The sequence below is a fragment of the Clostridia bacterium genome (assembly GCA_012840125.1).
Taxonomy (GTDB): Bacteria; Bacillota; DULZ01; order DULZ01; family DULZ01; genus DULZ01.
This window is the reverse complement of sequence record DULZ01000096.1, coordinates 1-22,087: the sequence shown is the minus strand read 5'-3', so window position 1 is coordinate 22,087 and position 22,087 is coordinate 1. Positions and strand designations below refer to the sequence as shown.

Here is a 22,087-nt window from a genome sequence, read left to right as displayed (position 1 = left end):
GCAAAATAGGAACAAAAGTCAAGCACAAACCCCGAAAATTCTAAATCTTTGTACAAGATTTTTATGATCCTGTGAGTAAAAATATGCAAAAAAGAGTTTCGAGCATTCCTTTACCAAATGCTTGAAACCCTTTAGTTAAACACATTTTCGTTCTATAATGCCGCCCCCCAGGACCAAGTCATCCATGTAGTAGACTACTGCCTGGCCCGGTGTCACCGCTTTCTGGGGTTCGGCGAAAGTCACCCTCACCTTGTCCTCGCTGGGTTCCAGATATGCCGCCACGGACGGGGCGCGATAACGGATCTTCACCGTAACTTCCAACGGCCTTTCCGGGGCATCCACCAGAATGTAATTATTATGCCCGGCGATCAGGCCTTTACTGTACAGGCTTTCTTCCGGTCCCACAATGACGGCGTTTCGTTTGGGGTCAATATCCACCACGTAAACCGGACGGCCCAAAGCCAAGCCCAGGCCCTTCCTCTGCCCGATGGTATAACAGGCGATACCTAGATGGGTACCGACTCTCCTGCCCGTCTCATCCAGGAAAGGACCCGGTTCTAATTTCATCCCCACCCTGTCTTTCAAGAATCTGCGGTAATCATTATCGGGAATAAAACAAATCTCCTGGCTTTCCGGCTTTCTTGCCACCGGCAAACCTATTTCCCGGGCGATTTCCCTGATTTCAGGCTTCGTATAGTTGCCTAGCGGCAGGATGGTGCGCGCCATTTGCTCCTGGGTGAACCCGTACAAGAAATAGCTCTGATCTTTATTGGTGTCCTTACCCTTGGCCAGAACATATCTCTGCCTGTTTTCGTCGTAATAAATCCTGGCATAATGGCCGGTGGCTACATAATCGATTTCCAGCTCATCCGCTTTCCGCGATAATGCCCCGAAACGGTACACCCGGTTGCATGCCATGCATGGGTTGGGAGTTCTTCCCTGCAAGTATTCCCGGATAAAATACTGGATGACCTGCTCCTCGAATTGAGCTTTATAGTTAAGCACGTAGTGCGGGATATCCAGTTTGTGGGCGACCCGCCTGGCATCTTCCACCGCCGACAAGGAACAACAGCCCGTCTCACCTTCCGGCAGCGGGGCATCATCAGGCCACTGCTGCATGGTGACTCCAATCACGTCATAGCCTTGTTTTTTAAGGAGATATGCTGTAACCGAGCTGTCTACCCCTCCGCTCATGGCCACCAGAACTCTTGGCTTGGCACTCATTATTTCAACTCCTACCAGGGATCATGCCTGTTGCTGCTTCGCCAAATAGTCGTCAATAGCCAAACGCAGGGCATCGGCCGCCAAATTGGAGCAATGCATTTTGTTCGGCGGCAGCCCGTCCAGGGCATCAGCCACATCTTTCCTGGTAATCTGTTTGGCCTCGTCGAGGGTTTTGCCTTTGGCCAATTCCGTTACCATACTGCTGGTGGCAACGGCTGCACCGCACCCGAAAGTCTTGAATTTAATATCGGTAATAATATTATTCTCCACTTTGATGGTTATTTTCATGATATCGCCACAGGTGGGGTTGCCAACTTCCCCTACCCCGTCAGCATTCTCAATTTCTCCGACATTACGAGGATTAATGAAGTGATCCATTACTTTCTCACTGTACATGATGACACAACTCCTTTGTTTCACGTTTTCCTGTTTGTTGACTCCGGTATAACGGCGACATGTCTCTCAGTCTCTCCACAATCTTCGGCAGTTGTTCCAGGACATAATCCACATCTTCTTCCGTATTATCACGCCCTAAAGTCATGCGCAAGGAACCGTGGGCAATTTCATGGGGAATCCCCATGGCCAGCAGCACATGGGACGGGTCCAGAGACCCGGAAGTGCAGGCTGAGCCGCTGGAAGCGGCAATACCTACTAAGTCCAGGCTCAATAACATGGACTCTCCTTCCACATAGCGAATGCTGATATTCACATTGGTGGGCACTCTCTTGGTCCTGTGCCCGTTGAGCCGGCAGTCAGGAATTTTTTCCAGCAACCCGTCAATTAATTTATCCCGCAACACCGCTAATTTCTGTTCTTCAGGCAGGTCCAGGCGAGCCAGTTCGCAGGCTTTGCCGAAACCTACGATACCGGGCATGTTTTCGGTCCCGGGGCGTCTTTTTCTTTCTTGGCCGCCGCCGAAGTGAATGGGTTGAATGCGAGTTCCCTTGCGGATATACAGGCAGCCGACCCCTTTCGGACCGTAAATCTTATGGGCTGACACCGTCAACAGGTCTACTTGCAGCTCATTCACGTCCACGGGTATTTTGCCGACACTTTGCACCGCGTCGGAATGGAAGATAATACCTCTCTCCCTGGCAATCTTCCCGATCTCCTCGATGGGCTGGATGGTACCCACTTCATTGTTCACATGCATGACACTAATCAAGATCGTGTCATCCCGAATGGCTTCCAGCACATCATCCACCCTAACCAGCCCATCCCGGTCCACCGGCAGATATGTTACCTCAAAGCCATTTTTCTCCAACCATTGGCAACTATCCAAAAGGGCATGATGCTCGATGGCAGAGGTGATGATATGCTTGCCCTTCTTGCGGTTGGCAAGGGCTGTCCCAATCACCGCCATGTTGTCGGCTTCCGTACCGCCGCTGGTAAACACTATTTCTTCGGGTCTGGCTCCGATTAACAAAGCTACTTGTTCCCTGGCTTCCTCCAATAGCTTTTTGGCCGCCCGGCCGAAGCTGTGAATGCTGGAAGGATTGCCGAATTGCTCTGTCAGGGTGGCCGTCATGGCTTCTACCACTTCCGGACGAATGGGGGTGGTGGCACTATGGTCAAGATATACCTTTCTCATGTTTTCACCTCATCACAGTCAAATAGCTTGAATTTATCATGTGACACTTGTTAGATATAATACATGTCCCCGTTACATTCTTCTGCCAGCTTTTTCGCTTCCATGCACATATCTTCTAAGGTGATGGAATCCATTACCTCAACGATGCTGTCTCGTACACGTTCCCACACCCGGCGCGCAATACATGTTTCCGATTTCTTACACAACACCGCATCTTCTTCACTGACACACTCGGTGGGTCCGATCGGTCCTTCTAACACGCGTACAATGTCACCGACGGTTATTTCGTTGGGCGGTCGTCCCAGCAGGTATCCCCCTTGGGCGCCGCGGATACTCTTGACCAGGCCGGCTTTGCGCAAGCTGGCAATTAATTGTTCCAGGTAATGACCTGAAATATCTTGTCGCTCCGCAATATCTTTTAAGGGAACCGGTCCTTGCCCTTGCCGCAGGGCCAAGTCAAACATCGCTCTCAAACCGTACTCCCCTCGGGTAGACAGCTTCACCCCAATCCACCCCCTTATGAAATTCCTAGTGATTTACTCGGTATTATTGTAACCATATGCGAGTATTCCTGTCAAGATTAAACCGAGTAATTTACTCAGATTTATTTTTACTATGATGAGAAGCCAGCCGTTCTTTTAATCGCTGCCGGATTACTTTTTCATACCCGTTCTCGTTGGGCTGGTAATAAGCTACCCCTTTTAGGTTATCCGGCAAATACTGCTGTTGGACATAGTTGCCCGGAAAATGATGCGGGTAGAGATAACCTTTGCCGTGTCCCAGTTGGGCGGCTCCTTGATAGTGGCTGTCCCGCAAGTGGGCCGGTACCGGCCCCAGGGGTTTATTTCGCACGTCACTGATGGCCTGGTCAATAGCCTTGATGACGGCATTGCTTTTCGGAGCACAGGCTAGGTAAATAGCTGCTTCTGCCAGGGGCAGTCTCCCTTCCGGCATCCCGACAAACTCAAAAGCCTGGGCGGCGGCAGTCGCCACCACCAGAGCCTGCGGATCTGCCAGCCCGATGTCCTCGGCTGCCAGGATCACCATCCGGCGGGCGATAAACCTCGGATCTTCTCCGGCTTCCAGCATCCTGGCCAGCCAGTGGAGGGCCCCGTCGGGATCAGAACCTCTTAGGCTCTTGATGAAAGCGGAAATCACATCATAGTGCTGGTCCCCGGTTTTGTCATACCGCACGGCTTTTTGCTGGATCGATTCCTCGGCCACTTCCAAAGTAATGTGAATCACGCCGTCGTCGTTAGGGCTTGTGGTTAACACCGCCAACTCCAAGGCGTTAAGGGCTCGCCTGGCATCACCTTCCGCCCGGCGAATGATATGGCTCAAAGCTTCCTCAGTAATGGAAACTCGAAAGGAACCCAGGCCCCTTTCTTCATCGGCCAGGGCTCTCATCAGTATTTCTTTTAAATGGTGCGGTTCCAGAGGTTTCAAAACAAAGATTTGAGACCGGGAGAGCAAAGCCCCGTTAACCTCGAAGTAGGGATTCTCCGTAGTGGCTCCAATCAAGATCACCTGGCCGCTTTCCACCGCCGGCAACAAGGCATCCTGCTGAGCTTTATTAAAACGATGAATCTCATCGATGAAAAGAATGGTTTTTTGCTGCCACATGCCCAGCCGCTCCCCCGCTTCATCGATCACCTTTTGCAGGTCGCCTTTCCCGGTGGATACCGCATTCAGCTGTACAAAAGCAGAGGCGGTGGTGGCGGCGATAACCCTGGCCAGGGCGGTTTTGCCCGTTCCCGGCGGGCCGTAAAAGATCATGGAGGACAGCCGGTCGGCCTGGATGGCCCGGCGGAGGAGCTTTCCCGGTCCTACTAAATGCTCTTGCCCTACGTATTCATCCAGGTTACGGGGACTCATCCTCATCGCCAGGGGAGCGTTCTTTTTCAAATGCTGCTCCCTGCTGTAATCGAAAAGGTTCATGAAATCCTCCTCCCATATAAAACAAAAACGGTTAGCGTCGATTAACTAACCGTTGTACCAGTACTCGCCCAGCCACTACTTAAATATGATTTCGGATAAACTTGATTAAAGCATCTTTTGGTTGAAATCCGATTTGCTGCCCCGCCAGCACTCCGTTCTTGAACAGCAGTAAAGTAGGAATGCTCATAATGCCGTACTTGGCCGCTGTTTCACCGTTTTCATCCACGTTCAGCTTGCATACCTTGACTTCACCTTTCAGTTCATCAGCAACTTCCTCAATCACCGGGGCAATCATCTTGCAAGGACCACACCATGCAGCCCAAAAGTCCACTAATACCGGGAGTTCGCTTTCCAGGACTTCCTTTTGGAAATTGTCATTGGTGACCACAACTACATTGGACATTTTCATTTCCCCTTTCTTTTACTATTTCATAAACTTGCGTAGGACCTCGATTAACTCATCCACCATTTCCTCTTGCCGTCCCTCTTCCAAAGCCTTGACAAGGCATTTCCGGGTATGATTTTCAAATAGAATAATACCCACTTTATCCAGGGCGGCTCGTACGGCGGCGATCTGGATTAATACGTCCACGCAGTCTTTATCTTCTTCTAACATGCGCTGGAGACCCTGCACTTGCCCTTCGATTTTTTTTAACCTGGTCAGGAGACTCTTTTTTTCTTCTCGGCAATAAGCGGCAGTCATAGTTAACCCCCTCCAGCTACCCCATGTGGGTATTATAATACAGGACGGCGAAGAATGCAATTTTTCCCTGCAAAATTTTATCGGTTTTTTGCCAAAAGATCATTGACCACGACGCTGGCCAGGATCATACCCACCACCGGAGGCACAAAGGAGATGCTGCCGGGCACTCTTTCTGTCATACTGTTTTCCCTCATGACCTTGGCGCACGGTTTGGGCGAAAAGACCACTTTTACTCCTTCCCCAATACCCCGGTTGCGCAATTCTTTCCGCACCACCTTGGCCAAAGGACAATTAAAGGTGTCGGCAATATCCGCCACCCGGAACCCTACCGGGTCCAACCGGTTGCCTGCCCCCATGCTGGACACAATGGGCAGCTTTCTGATGACACACTGCTCGATCAAATCAACCTTGCTCTTAACCTTGTCGATGGCATCGACCACGTAATCGTATTTTGCCTGAAAAAACAATTCTCTATTACCGGCCTCGTAAAACTCTTGCCATGTAACGACTTCGCACTGGGGGTTGATATCGGCGATGCGTTGCCGGAGCACGGCTACTTTGGGTTGTCCCACCGTGGAATGGAGGGCCGGCAATTGCCGGTTCAAATTGCTCCAAGTCACTACATCATGGTCCACCAAAGTCAGTTTCCCAATGCCGGCCCGTGCCAGGGCCTCTACCGCAAAAGAGCCTACCCCGCCCACACCGAAAACGATCACCGAGGCTTGGCGTAAAACTTGAAGGCCATCCTCCCCAATTAATAACCTGGTGCGCTCAAACTGGTCTGTCAAGTTAACAACCTCCCAAAAACAAAAGGCTTCAAACATCCATGGATGATGAAGCCTTTGCTTGCTCGTGGCAACGAAAGATGAAACCCCACACGTGCCGTGACGCCCTGTTTTGAACCTGCTCTCCGCAGGTGGGTGCCCTCCTGAATGCTTCTTTGTTTCCTTCACGAGCTCGCGCACAGTACGAAGGCCTACAATCCACATCCAGAGGCCAGGCTCCCTTTTAATAGGTGTTGGCTCAAAACTAGTGGCTATCACAAACACCGCAGGGTAAATCTCCGTTTTTGCTAGGACTATAGTAGCACACTTTGCGATGATTTGCAAGCGCCATCACGGTCTAACCTATATTTGACAGGCTTTTCACTCAATCCGGGTCTTTTATAAAGATGGCTTTTCCACGGGCTCGATTTTGATTCTCAACTCTTTCAACTGGTGTTCACTTACCCCTGAAGGGGCCCCCGTCATCAAATCGGAGGCGCTTTGGGTTTTGGGGAAGGCCATCACGTCTCTGATGGTATCCTTACCTGCCATCAGCATCACCAGCCGGTCCAGGCCAAAAGCGATGCCTCCGTGGGGCGGCGTCCCGTATTCAAAAGCCTCCAGCAGGAAACCGAATTTTGCCCAGGCTTCTTCCTGGCTAAATCCCAAGAGGGAGAAAAGCTGTTCCTGGACCTCTCTTTTATGGATCCTGATGCTGCCTCCACCCACTTCGACCCCGTTAAGAATCAAATCATAAGCTTGTGCCCGGACCTGCAAAGGTTCACTCAACAGTAAGGGCAGGTCTTCTTCCCGGGGGGAAGTAAAGGGGTGATGGATAGCCACGTACCGTTTTTCCTCCGCATCGTATTCCAATAACGGAAAATCCACTACCCAGGCCAGTTTATACTCTTTGGAATTGATCAGATTCAACCTCTTGCCGAACTCCACCCGGAGGGCGCCCAAACTTTGCGCCACCACCGCCGGGCTGTCCGCTACGAAGAGGAGGAGATCGCCGGTTTCTGCCTGCATTTTGTTGACAATGCTCTCCAACTCTGCCTCAGTAAAGAACTTACTGATGGGAGATTTGAGCCCCTCGGCGGTTAACGCTATCCAGGCCAATCCCTTTGCCCCGAAACCGGCGGCGAATTTGGTCAGGTCATCCAAGTCCTTCCTGGAATAGCCGGCACATCCGGGTACCCGCAGCCCTTTAACTTGTCCACCTTGGGCACAGACACCGGCAAAAACTTTGAACCCCGAATCTTTCACCAGCTCCGTTATGTCCTGCAGCTCCAAGCCGAAGCGGAGATCAGGTTTGTCGGAGCCGTATTTATCCATCGCTTCCTGATAAGTCAGGCGCGGGAAGGGCCTGGCCAGTTCGATGCCGAGCACCCGGGCAAATAGATCGCAAAACATCTCCTCAATTAGATCCATGACATCCTCGCGGGTCACAAAAGACATTTCCATATCCAGTTGAGTAAACTCGGGCTGCCGGTCCGCCCGCAAGTCTTCATCACGAAAACAACGGGCAAACTGGTAGTACTTTTCGTAGCCGGCCACCATGAGCAGCTGTTTGAAGAGCTGGGGCGACTGGGGCAGAGCATAAAATTCACCGGGATGCACCCGGCTGGGTACTAAATAGTCCCTGGCTCCTTCCGGCGTGCTTTTCGTCAACATGGGGGTTTCTATTTCCAAAAAGCCCTTTTTATCAAGAAAGTCACGCATAGTCTTCGTGATGCGATGCCGCAAGATAATCGCAGCTTGCATGTCCGGTCTTCTCAAATCTAAATAACGGTACTTCAGGCGCACGTTCTCGTCCACATCAATGTTTTCGGCGATATAAAAGGGAGGGGTCTTAGCCTGATTGAGAATCTCTGCCGCTGTGGCTTCCACTTCGATGTCACCGGTAGCCAGGGTCGGGTTTTCCGTCCCTTCCGGCCGCCTGGCGACTTGTCCGGTCACGGCCAGCACATACTCCCCGCGGACCGTTTCCGCCAGTTTAAATGCTTCCCGATTGATCTCGGGGCTGAACACCACCTGCACTTTTCCGGAACGATCCCGCAAATCAATGAAGATCAGTCCCCCGTGATCCCTTCTCTTGCTGACCCATCCCATCAAGGTTACTTCTTCTCCCACGTGCTGGAGACCCAGTTCTCCGCAGCCATGGGTTCTTTTAAATCCACTGATTGATGCCACCATAGCGTGAAAACCTCCTTAATCTCTGCCTAATCCCTTTGCTAGGAACGATACTAGTTCGGGTATGCGTATGTTTTGTTGTTCCCCGCCGCTCATGTCCTTCACTGCCGCCTGCTCCCGGGCGAATTCCTCCTCACCCAGAATGACCACATAACGGTACCGATGTTTACCTGCGTACTTGAGCTGGGCTTTCATACTCCTGTCCAGGTAATCCATATCTGTTTTAAATCCATGCTGCCGTAGTTGATTCACCAGCTTAAAGGCTTCCTCTTTCATTGATGGACCGGAAACGGCGACAAATACCTCGGGAAACACATCTCCCTCCAAGTTCACGCCTTGTTCCTGCAGGGCCAAAAGGATCCGTTCCAGGCCTAAGCCAAAGCCGATGCCGGGCAGCGACGGCCCGCCTACTTCCTGCACCAAGCCGTTGTAGCGCCCTCCACCCCCGATAGCACTCTGGGCGCCGATGCCTTCCACAATGATCTCAAAAGCCGTATTCGTGTAGTAGTCCAACCCTCTTACCAGGTGGGGCGCGATAACATAAGAGACGCCGGCAAGCTGCAGGTATTTTTGCACCCGGGCAAAGTGGTCCTTGCAGTCATCACACAAGGAAGCCAGAATGGTAGGACCCGTACCGATGATTTCCTGGCAGATGTCACTCTTACAGTCAAAAATGCGCAAGGGATTGCGCTCAAAACGTCCTTGACAAGTGCTGCATAGTTCCTGCTTTCTCGGCTCTAAAAACCGGTGCAGCAAGCTCCTGTGCTCTGCCCGGCACTTAGGGCAGCCCACGCTGTTAAGCTGTAAGGTCAGGTTTTTTAGCCCCAAGCGAGCATAGAATTCCATGGCTAGGCAGATCACTTCGGCATCGATGGCCGGGTCATTGGTGCCGAAAGCCTCTACGCCAAACTGGTGGAACTGGCGAAATCTCCCCGCTTGCGGCCGGCCGTAGCGAAACATGGGACCGATATAATACAGCTTCACTGGTAGGGTTTGCGTGTGCATGTTATGCTCCAAGAAAGCCCGCACGGTGGGAGCGGTCCCTTCCGGCCTCAGGGTCAAAGAACGGTCACTCCGGTCGTAAAAGGTATACATCTCCTTTTCTACAATATCGGTGGTCTCTCCCACTCCTCTGAGAAAAAGCTCCGTATGCTCGAAAATAGGAGTGCGGATTTCTTTATAACCGTACTCGGCACAAATCTGGTGAATAATCCCCTCCACCCGTCGCCACTTGTCACTGTCTCCGGGCAGGATATCATTGGTGCCTCTCGGCCGTGTCGTCAACATCTTTAATCCTCCTCGCCTGGTCTTACCAAACCCTTCCGGTTATCTAAAGAAGGGATTAGTCTGCTTTTCATATGCCAAGGTACTGCCCGGGCCGTGCCCCGGCCAGACGCGGCGGTCCCCGGGCAAGGTGAATAGTTTCGTGCGGACTGAATTAATTAATGTTTGGTACGATCCACCCGGAAAGTCAGTTCTACCGATGGAACCGGCAAAAAGAGTATCACCGGTAAACAAGTGCTCACCGGTATCCAGGCAGATGCCCCCGGGTGTATGGCCCGGCGTATGGATCACAGTCAGGGTAACCTCTTGACCGATGTTGATTGCATCCCCTTCTTTTAACAACCTGTCCGCTTGTAATCCCTTGATGGCCTTGCCGAAAAACCCAGTCAGGTTTTTCTGGGGATCCACAAGATAACCGGCATCCTCTTCATGGATTAATAGGGAGGCGCCGGTCAGTTCTTTAAGCTCCTCGTTGCCAAGAATATGGTCGCCATGCCCGTGGGTATTAATAATGTACTCTATCTCAAGCTTGAGGGCATCGATTTCCCGCTTAATCATCCCGGCATCCCCGCCGGGATCAATTACCGCACCTTTTAAAGTCTGTTCGCAACCAAGAATATAACAATTAGTTCCCAAAGGGCCTACTTCCAGCCTTTTTAAAATCATTTCCATCCACCCGCCTTTTTAGAATTCTCACTTGCTGTCTAAGAGAATGGTCACCGGCCCGTCATTATGAATCTCCACCAGCATTTCTTCCTGAAAACGCCCGGTGGCCACCGGGATCCCTTCAGCTTGAATTAAAGCCACAAATTCTTCATACAATTTGTTTGCCTTCTCAGATGCAGCCGCATCAATAAAACTTGGTCGGCGACCCTTGCGGCAATCCCCGTATAGGGTGAATTGAGAGACGATCAACATCTGACCGCCGACATCTTTGATGGACCGGTTCATTTTTCCTTCTTCATCGGGAAAAATGCGCAAGTTGACTATTTTGGAGGCCAGGTAATCCAGGTCATCTTTAGTATCCGCATGGCCCACGCCTAGTAGGACCACCAATCCGCGACCGATTTCTCCCACCACCTCACCGGCAATGGTCACCCTGCCCTTTGCTGCTCTTTGTACTACGGCTCGCATCCGCAACACTCCTCTAACTGGGTGTAACCCTCTTTACTTCGATGACATCATGTACTTTCTTAATCTTGTTGGTAATATATTCTAAATGCTCCATGCCCCTGATTTCAAGCTTTAGGTCTACCGTGGCAAGATTATCTTTGGTGCTGCGCGCATTAATGGCGTTAATGACCGTCTTGGTATCCGCCACAGCCATCATAATATCCATCGCTAACCGGGGCCGGTCAATGGCGATGGCCTCCAATTGAACTTGGAAAATCCCGTCAACTTCCTCGTCCCAGGTAACCTCGATCAGCCGCCCGGCGTCTTCCGCCCGGTAGTGAGTAATATTGGGACAATCGGTGCGGTGAATGGAGACGCCTCTTCCCCTGGTCACATAACCGATGATATCATCTCCCGGTAAAGGATTACAGCAACGGGACAGCCTGAGCATCACATTGTCAATGCCTTTGACTTTAATACCTTTTGATGGTTTCCGGTTGGCCTTACTGGGAGTAACAGCCAGGGCAGCCTCTTCGCTTTCCCCTTTGGAACTCTTGCTGATCTCCCGGAGCTTCATGAGCACCTGGGGAACGGTGATCACACCGTCATTGACGGCTAAATACAGCTCCTCTACTCCCTGGAAATTAAATTTCTTGGCCACCTCGGCCAAATATGTCAGCCTGTAGTCTTCCTCCGTTAATCCTTGCTTCCTAGCTTCTCTTTCCAGTAATTCCCGTCCTTTGCTAACGTTCTCCTCCCGCTCTTCCTTTCTGAACCACTGCCTAATCCTATTCTTCGCCTGGGAGGTTTTCACGATATTAAGCCAATCCCGGCTCGGGGCGCCGGTCTTGGAGGTCAGGATTTCCACAATATCTCCGGTTTTCAATTCATAATCCAGGGGCACAATGCGCCCGTTAACTTTAGCACCGATACACCGGTGACCGACGTCGGTATGCACCCGGTAAGCAAAATCAATGGGTACCGAGCCGGCGGAAAGCTCCACCACATCGCCCTTGGGTGTAAAGACGTAAACCCGGTCGGAGAATAGATCTATTTTCAGGGAGTCCATAAACTCCCGGGCATCCCGCAATTCCCTTTGCCATTCCAACAACTGCCTAAGCCAGGACAGTTTATCTTCAAACTCCCGGTCTGAAAGGGCAGAACCTTCCTTGTAACGCCAGTGGGCCGCGATGCCGTACTCGGAAGTCCGGTGCATTTCCCAGGTCCGGATTTGGATCTCAAAGGGTTCGCCCCGGGGGCCGATCACCGTAGTATGCAGGGATTGATACATGTTGGGTTTAGGCATGGCGATATAATCCTTGAACCGGCCCGGAATGGGCTTCCACAAGCTGTGCACTACACCTAGGACTCCGTAACAGTCCTTGACGGTGCTGACAATCACCCGCACGGCAATCAGGTCGTAAATCTCGCTCAGGGTCTTGCCCTGTTTCACCATCTTGTTGTAGATGCTGTAAAAATGCTTCGGTCGCCCTTGTATGTCAGCTTCAATCCCCATTTCCTGCAGCTGTTTCTGGAGAACGGCGATAACCTCGTTAATATATGCTTCCCGCTCCTGCCGCTTCATGTTAATGGCTTGCACCAGCTCATAATACTTCTCTTTCTCCAGATAGCGCAGGGACAGGTCTTCCAATTCCCATTTCAACCTAAAAATACCCAAACGGTGAGCCAGAGGGGCGAATATCTCTACCGTTTCTTCCGCGATCTCTTTCTGTTTCTCAGGGGGCTGGTACTTCAAAGTGCGCATGTTATGCAGCCGGTCCGCCAATTTGATCAAGATCACCCTGATATCTTTGGCCATGGCCAAGAACATCTTGCGGAGGTTTTCTACCTGCTGCTCTTCTTTCGATTTAAACTCAATCCGGCTTAATTTGGTGACCCCATCTACTAACAGCGCTACTTCTTCACCAAATTCCGCTTTGATATCTCCCAGGGAGATTTCCGTATCCTCCACTACGTCATGGAGCAGTCCCGCGGTGATGGTGGTAACATCCAGCTGCAATTCGGCTAGGATTCTGGCCACTCCCATCGGGTGAACGATATAATCTTCACCGGATTTGCGCTTTTGCCCTTGATGAGCCCGGCAGGCATACTCATATCCCCTTTTCACCTTGTCACAATCGGCCTGGGGATTATAGCTTTTGATCTGTTCAATCAGCTGGTCAATGGGCTCCGGCATCTACCCCCACCTCCTTGTCGACTGTCAACTCAAGGCGCACCCCGGAAAAGGTAGGCAGTGTAATCGCCCGTTTGCTCCAAGTGTTTTAGTTTGGCGAAAGCTCTTTTTTCTTTCTGGGCTGCTTGATAAACCCGGGTCTGGTGATAATCTAAAGTAATGTCCGGGCATTCGCTGATTTCACGCAGGATATCCAAGCCAAACTGTACGGTGGGTGCTTGAATACTGGAGAACTTAAGCCGCATCTCTTTTACCACTGCCGCCGGATCCTCCTCCAGGCTGGGACTCAGTTCCTTTAAAGCAAACAGCAGTCCTTCCAAAAGGGGTTCTTCCGGGAAAATCGCCTGTAAAGTCAATTCGTTGCGGCATAATTCCTCCCAGTCCCAAACCCCGTACACTGTCATGCCCGGTCTGGCCGGTCGTGTTTTCAGGTACAACTCTTCCACACTGTAAGGGGCATCCAAAAGGATGCGGGTGCCTGCCCCATAACGTTCAGGGATCAGGAATTCAAGAAACTCATTAGCAACCACTATCTCAGCTAAACCGTGGGAAACGGCGTTAAGGACCAATTCCTTTTGGGTAAAACTCAGGTTATGATGATAATACCAAATCCTTTGTTTCCTTTCCGGCAGCAGCAGCCGCAGCTGCTGGTACAAATAGGTGACTTGGTTTAACCGGTTGGTGTAGATGAATAAGGGACCTGACCATTCGGTGCATAAATCCTTTAAGAAAGTCAATTTCCCCCGGGCCGGAATTGGTTCCCGCACAAAAGCGAGTGCTCCCGGCGCCGGCTCTTTAAAGCCTAATACTGTTCCCGCTTCTTCATGTCCTGCTCCAATCCCATCATCCCAATCAGGATAGGCCAGTTGCACCACTTTGGCCCCCGGTGGGGGATCCAATAGGTGCCCCGCGGCTAATAAAACCCGGACCTGCTCCGGGGGGTTCTGTTGACGTCCATTATGATAACGCCCGCAAGTAACATCGTATTTGACCAAGACGTCGGTTAAAAGTCTTTCATAAAGGGCTAATACGCGCTGGGTCGGAAAGACCAGGTAAACCGGCGCTCCTGCTTGCACTGTTTCTAAAATAAGCTGCACCAGGCGCCGGAACTGTTCCTCCCCATGCCGGCACCGGTGGACAGGGCCGCCGGCTTCAACCGGTCCTGCCCCGGTGTCTAAACACATAGCATTCACCCGGGGCTTTGTTTCCCGGCAGGGTTTAATATCTTCCAGGACCAGCTGCAACTTCGCCTGGCCGTTCCATAGATTCCGCTGCAGGCGAAAAGCCAAGTCCACCGGACCCGTTAAGTCCAGCTCCTTCAGTACCGCCGCCATGTTAAAGCCGATACCGTCAAGAGCTTCCTGGCCCGCCAGGACTTGAAACTTTAAATGCTCTCCCTCTTTACCGACGGTACGACAGTCTCTGATGATGGTAGACCGTAAAGCTAACACCGGTTCCGGATTCCCGTACCCAAATGGCTGCAATTGTGCCAGCTCATCCAGCAGTTGGAAGTCCAATTGGCCCGGCAGCACCTCAGCTTCAATGGGCAGGGTTGGTTCCAACCTGGTAGTCTTTAACACCTCAGCGGCGAAACAATTGATTCTCTCCCGGAATTCTTCCAGGTGCTCCAACGCCACGGTCAGTCCCACTGCTTGGGAATGCCCGCCGGCTTTTACCAACAAGTCCTGGCAATGCCGGATGCCCTGAAAAAGGTCAAAACCGGGAACGCTGCGGCCTGACCCCTTAGCTAATTCACCTTCGACAGTTAACAGGATCACCGGCTTAAAAAGCATATCCGCCAGCTTTGCCGCCACAATCCCAATAACACCGGGATGCCACAAGGGAGAAGCCAGAACCGTTACCGGCTGCAGCCAGGCTCCGGCTTCCTGCTCAATCATGGCCAGTGCTTCTTGCATGACTTGCTGCACCAGCAGCTGGCGGGTGGCATTAAGTTCGTTCAGCTTCAAAGCCAGCTCTCTCGCTCTTTGCACCGAATGGGTCAAAAGCATTTCCAAAGCGATAAGGGGCGAGGCCATTCTTCCGGCTGCATTCAACCGTGGAGCCAAAGCATATGCTACCTGGTTAGGTGTCAACTGCCCGTCGCCGACACCGACCGCCTCCAGCAAGGCTCTGACACCGGTTCTCCCGGAATCTTGCAACAAAGCCAGACCGTTTTTGACAATGATGCGGTTTTCGCCCACCAAGGGCACCACATCAGCTATGGTACCTAATGTCACCAAATCCAAGTAGCTGAAAAGGCTCTCCGGGGCCAAACCCAGCCTCTCCGCCAGCCCTTGGAGGAGCTTGAAAGCTACCCCTACCCCGGCCAGTTCCCTTGCCTGGTGCCGGCAGCAACCGGCTTTTGGATTGATGACCGCTTCACAATCCGGAAGCATATCCCCCGGCTCGTGGTGATCCGTGATGACAAAATCTAAACCCAGCTTCCTACCATAAGCTATTTCCGCCGTGGCCGAAATGCCACAATCAACGGTAATAATCAAGCTGTAACCCTGCCGGTGGATATCTTGCAGCGCCTCCAAGGTTAATCCATAGCCTGCTGACCGTTCCGGTATATAGTATCCAACGGGGACGTCAAGGTGCTTAAGAAAGGAAACCACCATGGCAGTGGCTGTGATGCCGTCTACATCATAATCACCGAAGACCAGTGTTTTTTCTTTTGCCCTGATGCCACGCACAATCCGCTGCACCGCTGCCTCCATGCCCGGCAAATCCCAGGGAGAACTCAGGTCAGACAGCGTGCCATTAAAAAAAACACGGCCCTCTTCTGCAGTCGCAATACCCCTGTTAAGCAATACCTTGGCGGTAATCGGCGAAATCGACAGTTCCCGGACTAACCCAGCCACGGCATGCCAGTCGAAAGAGGGCAGGTGCCATTTTGTATTTCTGATATTCATCGACTTTCCTCCATGCAACCATTATAGAATAACCATTTCCTAGGTGCAAGCAGACTTCAGGTAAATAGAAAAGCTGTCTGTTCAGACAGCCTGTAAAGAAAATTGCCGGATTTTGACCAAACCGGAATGATTCATAAAAGGGACTGGGAGGTCATGTCGCCCGGTTGGCTTTGCTTGGATTCCTCAGCCTGGGGTGGCGGTGTACTGGCCTGCAGTTCCTTCAATTGGTTTTCCAGCTTGCGAATCTTGTTCTCCGCTTCCTTTAGCCGCAGCATCAAACTGAACTGTTTGATACTGCCCAAGATAAACAGCAATAAAGCTCCGACGGCAGCTGAACCCAGGATGACCAGCACCAGGGAAATGTCCTGAAACTGCCAATACAAGAGCCGGATATTAACCGTTTCCGCATTCTGCACCGCAAAAACAGCCACCATCAAAGCAAACAGCAACGCCGTAACCCAGTATACCTGTACCAGAAGTAACACTCCTTTTTGGTTTTTAGCATTATTCGACATGGGGGAGGATTTTCCTGCATGAAAAAACCAGCCTTGCCGGCTGGCTTTCTTAGCGAGCATTAGCATGTTTTACTTTAAAATTGGCAAAGACTTTCGTTTGAAAGTCATACAATAGAGAAGTAGAAATAAGAATGGATGAATAGGTGCCAACTACGGTACCCGTCAACAAGGCCAAGGCAAACAGTTTAGTAGTGGCCCCTCCCAGGAAAATCAACGCCAGCAGGGCAAATATCACAGTCATTGCCGTATTGATGCAACGGACAAGGGTCTGCTTGATGCTGTTGTCCACCAAGACGTCAAAGGGCAGTTTCTTGTCAAAACTGAGATTCTCCCGGATCCGGTCAAAAATGACGATGGTATTGTTGATGGAATAACCGACGATAGTGAGCAATGCCGCCACAAAAGTGCTGTCGATTTCAATTTGAAAAATGGAAAACAGTCCGGCCGTAACTAACACGTCATGCAGCAGCGCCAGAATGGCGACGATACCATAAGCCGCTTGGAAACGAAAAGAAATGTAAATGATCATCAGCACCGAGGCAATCGCCAGCGCCATGATGGCATTTCTGGTCAATTCCCGGCCTATAACTGCCCCGACTTTCTGGTTTTGCTTAACTGTAAGCTCACCCAACTTTTCCTCGAAAGCCGCCAGCAGCTCTCTATTCTGTGCTTCCGTCATTTCTTTGGTCCGGATAATATAATCCGATCCGTCACCCGCCGCTTGAATAGAATACCCTGTCAAGCCCTGAGCATCTAATACAGCCTCAACTTGCTGCGTGGAAATAACGTCTTCAAATTCAATTTGCAGCACGTTCCCGGATGTAAAATCAATTCCTTTATTAAAACCTTGAATTCCCAGGGAAATGAACCCAGCCAGGAGGAGGATCAAGGAAATGGCGTACCAGATTTTTCGGTTCTGAATCACTGACATGACGGCTACCTCCTCACCCCATAAAATGATAGCTTGTTAAACAAGCCTGATTGGACGGTCAAGCGCAGCAGCCACCTGGTCAAAGTGATAGCGGTGAACATACTGGCGATGATACCGATACTCAGGGTCACGGCAAACCCACGGATGGGACCGGAACCCAAATAGTACAGAATAGCTGCGGCAATTAATGTGGTTAAGTTAGCATCGAAAATCGTCCAGAAAGCTCTCTTGAAGCCCGCTTCCACGGCGGCCCGCAGCGTCTTCCCATTTCTCAGTTCCTCTTTGATCCGCTCATAGATCAGGATATTGGCATCTACCGCCATACCTACCGACAGCAGTAGACCGGCAATACCGGGCAATGTGAGCACCGCCTTTAGGAGATAAAGGGCTCCCAGCACAATAATTCCGTAGACTATTAAGGATAGATTTGCCACAATTCCCGGTACACGGTATACCAGCAATAAGAACAAGCCGATGGCGGTTAAGCCCACCACAATGGCCGTCTTGCTCTTATTTAAGGATTCCAGTCCTAACGTGGGTCCCACAGTCTGCTTGGCGATCACTTCCGTTTCAACCGGCAAAGCTCCGCCTCTGAGCAATGCGGCTAAATTAGCCGCTTCCTCAAAACTCTCAAACCCACCGCTGATTACAGCCTGTCCATTGGCGATGGGCTCGTTCACATGGGGATTAGAAATTAACTGGTTGTCGAGATAGATAGCAATATACCGCCTAGGATCACCTTGGGGGTACTTGGCTGCCTCAGCAGTGGCGTCTGCAAAAGCTTTGGCTCCTTGGGAATTAAACTTCAAACTGATCATAGGACTGTTATCCCTGGGATCATGCCCGGCCCTGGCATCCTGAAGTTGGTCGCCCTTCAGGATCACTGTACCGTCGGCTTTCTTGAACTCCAACATGGCAGTCTTACCGATGAGTTCTACAGCTTCTTCCGGGTCCTCTATGCCAGCCAGCTCTACAATTAACCTGTCGGCGCCGGCGATTTGAATCCTGGGCTCGGATATGCCTAACTGGTCAACTCTTTCCCTGATCACCGCCTGCAGCTGCTGCATTTGCTCACGTGTTACTTTTTCTCCCGGTTTTTCCACCGCTTGCAAAGTAACCTGCACACCACCCCGCAAATCCAAACCCAAATCAAGGCCGGTAACGAGGGGTTGGAACGCAAATAAACCGAGGGCAATGATGGCTATAATAACAACTGCAAGCTTTGTTACTCCTCCCGGTCGCAATAGGTTCCCCTCCTTAACACCCATTAATGATTCCATACTTTAAAATTATAAACCTCAGGATCTGCGTTGTCAATGAAAGCCGGGGCAAGGGCAAACAGCAAAGAAGCCGGCGAGGCCGGCTCCTTTGTACCTCAAGAAGACTCTACTTGGCTGGGAAAACGGTCTTGCAGTTTTTGCAGGGTGCTTAGCCCTAGGCTCAAGGCCAGGCACTGGTCGATTTTCTCCATGGTTTGGCTGTCCACCCGGCCCAAGTAGTTATCATTGGAAAAATATGATTTCTCCACCGTGCGAATTTGTGAAAGGACAGCCACTGCATCGTGAATAAGGCCTGTCTGCGGGGTGCTTTTCACCAGCACGCCGAAAAACAAGTGTTTCGCACGCAATTTATAGGACAGGGGAACTACAATGACAGAATTGCAGTACCGGTTGCCGATATCATTTTGGATGACCAGAACCGGGCGGTAAAAATCCCGCCCATCCTCGTTGGTTCCTAATTGGATAGAAAACAGGTCACCTCTTTTAATGGACACTCTACTGCGAGGCAGCCGCAGCATCAACCTCCCTCCCCGGATTCTTCCAAACTAAGAAAGGCCCTGTTTTCCGTTTCATTCCACACACTTTCCACACCAATGCCCCACATAACAGCCTTGGTGTAATCCCTGGCGTATTTCTCAGCAAATTCTTCTTTGAATCCAAATAGTCTAACCAACCACGACATGATATCACCCCTGCTGCAAAAACAAGTTAATAGAATAATTGGATATACTTGCCAGAATCCCTTTGACTCCTATTGTAATTTCCTGCCTAATTATGCAGGTAGCTGTCAACAAAAACGGTCTCGATGCTTATCCCGCCCTCGCTTTCTGCTTGAAAGTTCGTGTCCGGGAATAAGCTCACGAGACCGCCCGTTTCTAACTGTCCTTATTGCTGATAACCCGCCCGATAGCCTGCTTTTCCATTTCCACTTCCACTTTATCAGCTATGCGAACAGTGATGACATCGTCTTTGATTTTGGTGATCCGGCCGTGCATACCGCCGATAGTAACAATACGGTCGTTCACTTTAACCGAATTCAGCATTTCCATTCTCTGTTTTTGCTGCTTCTGCTGCGGCCGAATCATCAAGAAATAGATGATGCCGAAAAATACCGCCAAATAAATAATTGTTCCACCCCATTGACCAAGACCTTCCACTATACCAACATCCTTTCTGCAAGTTTTCGTTTAGGAATTCGTGATATGTAGTTTAATTCCTTTTAGTTTGGATAAAGTTCCCGAATTTCCTTGACTAATTCTCTCAATCTTTCCTCCTTCACCGCTTCCCTGATCCGGTGCATGAGCCGCATCAGATAAGCGAGATTATGAATCGTGGTTAACCGCAAGCCCAGTATTTCCTCCGCCTTAAACAAGTGGCGGATATAGGCCCGGGAGTAATTGCGGCACGTATAACAATCACAGGCGGGATCCAGCGGCCCAAAATCCCTGGCGTAAGCAGCGTTCCGCACGGTGACTTTTCCCTCGCTGGTCCAGACGGTGCCGTTCCTAGCAATCCTAGTAGGCAGCACACAATCGAACATATCCACCCCCCGGAGGACACCCTCCACTAAGCAGTCCGGCGAACCTACCCCCATCAGGTAGCGGGGCTTGTGCTTGGGCATAAGCGGTACCACCACTTCCAACATTTCATACATTAGTTCTTTCGGCTCCCCGACACTTAGCCCCCCGATACCGTAACCGGGAAAATCCATGGTTTCCAATTCTTCAATGCTGCGACGGCGCAGATCCGCATACACGCCCCCCTGCACGATCCCGAAAAGGGCCTGTTCCTCCCGGTGGTGATAGGCTTGACACCGTTTTGCCCAGCGCAAGGTGACTTCCAGATCCTTCTTAGCAGCTTCATATTCATGGGGGTAAGGAGAACAAATATCAAAGGCCATGGCAATATCAGAGCCAAGAGCCATTTGAATCTCCATCGACCGTTCCGGGGAAATAAAATGCCGAGAACCATCCAGGTGGGAGCTGAACATGACCCCTTCCTCACTGATCTTGCGTAAATCAGCTAAGCTGAAGATTTGAAAGCCGCCGCTGTCGGTTAGGATAGGCTTATGCCAATTCATGAAGGAATGCAATCCCCCGGCTTCGGCGACCAGGTCATGCCCAGGCCTTAGATACAGGTGATATGTATTACTTAAAATTATCTCCGCTCCTACTTGGTCCAATTCTTCCGGAGTCATGGTCTTGACCGTGGCCTGGGTACCGACGGGCATGAACACAGGGGTTTCCACGATTCCATGGGTTAAGTGGAGTTTCCCCAACCGGGCGGCAGATTCTTTGCTTTGATATAAGACCTCAAAACTTGCAGCCAAACACTTCACCTCGTAACCAAGAGTATTTCTACAGAATCAACATGGCATCACCGAAACTGAAAAAGCGGTACTTGGCCTTGATCGCTTCCTCGTAGGCACTTTTGATCAAATCAAAGCCGGCAAAAGCACTAACCAGCATCAGTAAAGTGGATTTCGGCAAGTGAAAATTGGTAACCAAGCCATCTACCGCTTTAAACCTGTAGCCGGGGTAAATGAAAATATCCGTCCAACCGCTTTGGGGCACAACCTCGCCCGTATCCCGGGCTGCCGTTTCCAGGACCCGGACACTGGTAGTTCCCACGGCTATTACCCTATGACCGGCCTCCCTGGCCCTGTTAATGCGCAAGGCGGCACTTTCATCGATGCGGAAATACTCGCTGTGCATGTGGTGCTCTTCCACTCTTTCCGCCACCACCGGCCTGAAAGTACCCAAACCCACATGCAACAGCACCTCCACAATCTCTACACCAAGGAGTTCAATTTCTCTCAGCAGCCTGTCCGTAAAATGAAGCCCGGCGGTTGGGGCCGCAGCGGAACCCGGGTGTTTGCCGTACACCGTTTGATAACGCCGGGGATCCTTTAATTCATGGGTGATGTAGGGGGGCAGGGGCACTTTCCCCAGCTTATCCAAGAGTTCTTCCAGGACACCCTCATACTCCAGCTCCAGAATGCGCCCGCCCTGAGCAGTATACTCCACTGCCCGGGCCGTTAACTCCCCGTCGCCAAAAATGATGGTGGTGCCCAGCTTAACCTTCTTGCCCGGTTTAACCAGGGCTTCACACCGGTGGGTACCCAATCGATGCAGCAGCAGTACTTCGATCCGGGCGCCGGTGTCCGCCTTCACTCCATATAGACGGGCAGGCATCACCTTGGTATTGTTTAACACTAACACATCGCCGGGGCAAAGATAACCGGTGATTTCCCTGAAGATCCTATGATCTAAAGTCTTAGCCGCCCGGTTTACCACCATCAAACGGGATGCATCACGCGGTTCCACCGGCTCCTGCGCAATTAATTCTTTTGGTAAGTCATAGTCAAATTCCCTGGTTAGCATGGTACCTCATTCACTGATAGTCAGTCTTCCGTCAAATTTCCCCTGGTTATAATAGTGTT

General features: G+C 51.1%; 22 protein-coding genes and 1 other RNA gene. All 23 read right to left on the bottom strand.

Features of this window, described 5'->3' with window-relative positions; translation table 11 throughout:
• Positions 1–135: 135 nt before the first annotated feature.
• Positions 136–1,224, bottom strand: a complete 1,089-nt coding sequence (gene mnmA, locus GXX34_11490; GenBank protein ID HHW08129.1) for a tRNA 2-thiouridine(34) synthase MnmA — start codon at positions 1,222–1,224, stop codon at positions 136–138.
• 21 nt (positions 1,225–1,245) lie between these two features.
• The gene (gene nifU / locus GXX34_11485; protein HHW08128.1) at positions 1,246–1,620 is read right to left on the bottom strand and encodes a Fe-S cluster assembly scaffold protein NifU; all 375 of its coding nucleotides are present in this window, start codon (positions 1,618–1,620) and stop codon (positions 1,246–1,248) included.
• Positions 1,610–2,815, bottom strand: a complete 1,206-nt coding sequence (gene nifS / locus GXX34_11480; GenBank protein HHW08127.1) for a cysteine desulfurase NifS — start codon at positions 2,813–2,815, stop codon at positions 1,610–1,612. Before nifS ends, nifU begins: the two co-directional genes overlap by 11 nt.
• A gap of 50 nt (positions 2,816–2,865) precedes the next feature.
• Complete coding sequence (locus GXX34_11475; protein HHW08126.1) at positions 2,866–3,318, bottom strand: Rrf2 family transcriptional regulator; 453 nt, start codon at positions 3,316–3,318, stop codon at positions 2,866–2,868.
• A 91-nt stretch (positions 3,319–3,409) separates the two neighbouring features.
• Complete coding sequence (locus GXX34_11470) at positions 3,410–4,753, bottom strand: AAA family ATPase (protein ID HHW08125.1); 1,344 nt, start codon at positions 4,751–4,753, stop codon at positions 3,410–3,412.
• Between the two features lie 79 nt (positions 4,754–4,832).
• The gene (trxA, locus tag GXX34_11465) at positions 4,833–5,156 is read right to left on the bottom strand and encodes a thioredoxin (GenBank protein ID HHW08124.1); all 324 of its coding nucleotides are present in this window, start codon (positions 5,154–5,156) and stop codon (positions 4,833–4,835) included.
• A 21-nt stretch (positions 5,157–5,177) separates the two neighbouring features.
• Positions 5,178–5,456, bottom strand: coding sequence for a metal-sensitive transcriptional regulator (locus GXX34_11460; protein HHW08123.1), 279 nt, complete (start codon positions 5,454–5,456; stop codon positions 5,178–5,180).
• Positions 5,457–5,533: 77 nt separating this feature from the next.
• Positions 5,534–6,280, bottom strand: coding sequence for a tRNA threonylcarbamoyladenosine dehydratase (locus GXX34_11455; protein ID HHW08122.1), 747 nt, complete (start codon positions 6,278–6,280; stop codon positions 5,534–5,536).
• A 42-nt stretch (positions 6,281–6,322) separates the two neighbouring features.
• A non-coding RNA gene (gene ssrS, locus GXX34_11450) (6S RNA) lies at positions 6,323–6,516 on the bottom strand.
• Positions 6,517–6,619: 103 nt separating this feature from the next.
• Positions 6,620–8,416 (bottom strand): aspartate--tRNA ligase, encoded by a 1,797-nt coding sequence (aspS, locus tag GXX34_11445; protein HHW08121.1) that lies wholly within the window; start codon positions 8,414–8,416, stop codon positions 6,620–6,622.
• 15 nt (positions 8,417–8,431) lie between these two features.
• On the bottom strand, positions 8,432–9,700 hold the full coding sequence (locus tag GXX34_11440) for a histidine--tRNA ligase (GenBank protein HHW08120.1): 1,269 nt from the start codon (positions 9,698–9,700) through the stop codon (positions 8,432–8,434).
• Between the two features lie 39 nt (positions 9,701–9,739).
• Positions 9,740–10,363 (bottom strand): MBL fold metallo-hydrolase, encoded by a 624-nt coding sequence (locus GXX34_11435; GenBank protein ID HHW08119.1) that lies wholly within the window; start codon positions 10,361–10,363, stop codon positions 9,740–9,742.
• 27 nt (positions 10,364–10,390) lie between these two features.
• A complete protein-coding gene (locus GXX34_11430; protein HHW08118.1) occupies positions 10,391–10,831 on the bottom strand; it encodes a D-tyrosyl-tRNA(Tyr) deacylase in 441 nt (146 codons plus the stop codon).
• Between the two features lie 13 nt (positions 10,832–10,844).
• On the bottom strand, positions 10,845–13,007 hold the full coding sequence (locus GXX34_11425; protein ID HHW08117.1) for a bifunctional (p)ppGpp synthetase/guanosine-3',5'-bis(diphosphate) 3'-pyrophosphohydrolase: 2,163 nt from the start codon (positions 13,005–13,007) through the stop codon (positions 10,845–10,847).
• 29 nt (positions 13,008–13,036) lie between these two features.
• Complete coding sequence (recJ, locus tag GXX34_11420) at positions 13,037–15,919, bottom strand: single-stranded-DNA-specific exonuclease RecJ (protein ID HHW08116.1); 2,883 nt, start codon at positions 15,917–15,919, stop codon at positions 13,037–13,039.
• 131 nt (positions 15,920–16,050) lie between these two features.
• The gene (locus GXX34_11415; protein HHW08115.1) at positions 16,051–16,434 is read right to left on the bottom strand and encodes a LapA family protein; all 384 of its coding nucleotides are present in this window, start codon (positions 16,432–16,434) and stop codon (positions 16,051–16,053) included.
• Between the two features lie 49 nt (positions 16,435–16,483).
• The gene (gene secF / locus GXX34_11410; protein HHW08114.1) at positions 16,484–17,365 is read right to left on the bottom strand and encodes a protein translocase subunit SecF; all 882 of its coding nucleotides are present in this window, start codon (positions 17,363–17,365) and stop codon (positions 16,484–16,486) included.
• Positions 17,366–17,370: 5 nt separating this feature from the next.
• Positions 17,371–18,609 carry a protein translocase subunit SecD gene (gene secD, locus GXX34_11405; GenBank protein HHW08113.1) on the bottom strand — a complete coding sequence of 413 codons (1,239 nt, stop codon included), beginning with the start codon at positions 18,607–18,609 and terminating at the stop codon, positions 17,371–17,373.
• 131 nt (positions 18,610–18,740) lie between these two features.
• Positions 18,741–19,163, bottom strand: a complete 423-nt coding sequence (locus GXX34_11400; protein HHW08112.1) for a type II toxin-antitoxin system PemK/MazF family toxin — start codon at positions 19,161–19,163, stop codon at positions 18,741–18,743.
• Positions 19,163–19,327, bottom strand: coding sequence for a hypothetical protein (locus GXX34_11395; GenBank protein ID HHW08111.1), 165 nt, complete (start codon positions 19,325–19,327; stop codon positions 19,163–19,165). Before GXX34_11395 ends, GXX34_11400 begins: the two co-directional genes overlap by 1 nt.
• Positions 19,328–19,520: 193 nt before the next feature.
• A complete protein-coding gene (gene yajC, locus GXX34_11390) occupies positions 19,521–19,802 on the bottom strand; it encodes a preprotein translocase subunit YajC (protein ID HHW08110.1) in 282 nt (93 codons plus the stop codon).
• 62 nt (positions 19,803–19,864) lie between these two features.
• Positions 19,865–20,974, bottom strand: coding sequence for a tRNA guanosine(34) transglycosylase Tgt (gene tgt, locus GXX34_11385; protein ID HHW08109.1), 1,110 nt, complete (start codon positions 20,972–20,974; stop codon positions 19,865–19,867).
• Positions 20,975–21,002: 28 nt separating this feature from the next.
• Entirely contained in the window at positions 21,003–22,028 is a 1,026-nt protein-coding gene (gene queA / locus GXX34_11380) for a tRNA preQ1(34) S-adenosylmethionine ribosyltransferase-isomerase QueA (protein ID HHW08108.1), read from the bottom strand.
• Positions 22,029–22,087 lie beyond the last annotated feature (59 nt).

What these genes read in the sequence shown, in the direction of transcription:
- mnmA (HHW08129.1), bottom strand. Translation starts at nt 1,224, where the DNA reads ATGAGTGCCAAGCCAAGAGTTCTGGTGGCCATGAGCGGAGGGGTAGAC.
- nifU (HHW08128.1), bottom strand. Translation starts at nt 1,620, where the DNA reads ATGTACAGTGAGAAAGTAATGGATCACTTCATTAATCCTCGTAATGTC.
- nifS (HHW08127.1), bottom strand. Translation starts at nt 2,815, where the DNA reads ATGAGAAAGGTATATCTTGACCATAGTGCCACCACCCCCATTCGTCCG.
- GXX34_11470 (HHW08125.1), bottom strand. Translation starts at nt 4,753, where the DNA reads ATGAACCTTTTCGATTACAGCAGGGAGCAGCATTTGAAAAAGAACGCT.
- trxA (HHW08124.1), bottom strand. Translation starts at nt 5,156, where the DNA reads ATGTCCAATGTAGTTGTGGTCACCAATGACAATTTCCAAAAGGAAGTC.
- GXX34_11460 (HHW08123.1), bottom strand. Translation starts at nt 5,456, where the DNA reads ATGACTGCCGCTTATTGCCGAGAAGAAAAAAAGAGTCTCCTGACCAGG.
- GXX34_11455 (HHW08122.1), bottom strand. Translation starts at nt 6,280, where the DNA reads ATGTTTGAAGCCTTTTGTTTTTGGGAGGTTGTTAACTTGACAGACCAG.
- aspS (HHW08121.1), bottom strand. Translation starts at nt 8,416, where the DNA reads ATGGTGGCATCAATCAGTGGATTTAAAAGAACCCATGGCTGCGGAGAA.
- GXX34_11440 (HHW08120.1), bottom strand. Translation starts at nt 9,700, where the DNA reads ATGTTGACGACACGGCCGAGAGGCACCAATGATATCCTGCCCGGAGAC.
- GXX34_11435 (HHW08119.1), bottom strand. Translation starts at nt 10,363, where the DNA reads ATGATTTTAAAAAGGCTGGAAGTAGGCCCTTTGGGAACTAATTGTTAT.
- GXX34_11430 (HHW08118.1), bottom strand. Translation starts at nt 10,831, where the DNA reads ATGCGAGCCGTAGTACAAAGAGCAGCAAAGGGCAGGGTGACCATTGCC.
- GXX34_11425 (HHW08117.1), bottom strand. Translation starts at nt 13,007, where the DNA reads ATGCCGGAGCCCATTGACCAGCTGATTGAACAGATCAAAAGCTATAAT.
- recJ (HHW08116.1), bottom strand. Translation starts at nt 15,919, where the DNA reads ATGAATATCAGAAATACAAAATGGCACCTGCCCTCTTTCGACTGGCAT.
- GXX34_11415 (HHW08115.1), bottom strand. Translation starts at nt 16,434, where the DNA reads ATGTCGAATAATGCTAAAAACCAAAAAGGAGTGTTACTTCTGGTACAG.
- secF (HHW08114.1), bottom strand. Translation starts at nt 17,365, where the DNA reads ATGTCAGTGATTCAGAACCGAAAAATCTGGTACGCCATTTCCTTGATC.
- GXX34_11400 (HHW08112.1), bottom strand. Translation starts at nt 19,163, where the DNA reads ATGCTGCGGCTGCCTCGCAGTAGAGTGTCCATTAAAAGAGGTGACCTG.
- GXX34_11395 (HHW08111.1), bottom strand. Translation starts at nt 19,327, where the DNA reads ATGTCGTGGTTGGTTAGACTATTTGGATTCAAAGAAGAATTTGCTGAG.
- queA (HHW08108.1), bottom strand. Translation starts at nt 22,028, where the DNA reads ATGCTAACCAGGGAATTTGACTATGACTTACCAAAAGAATTAATTGCG.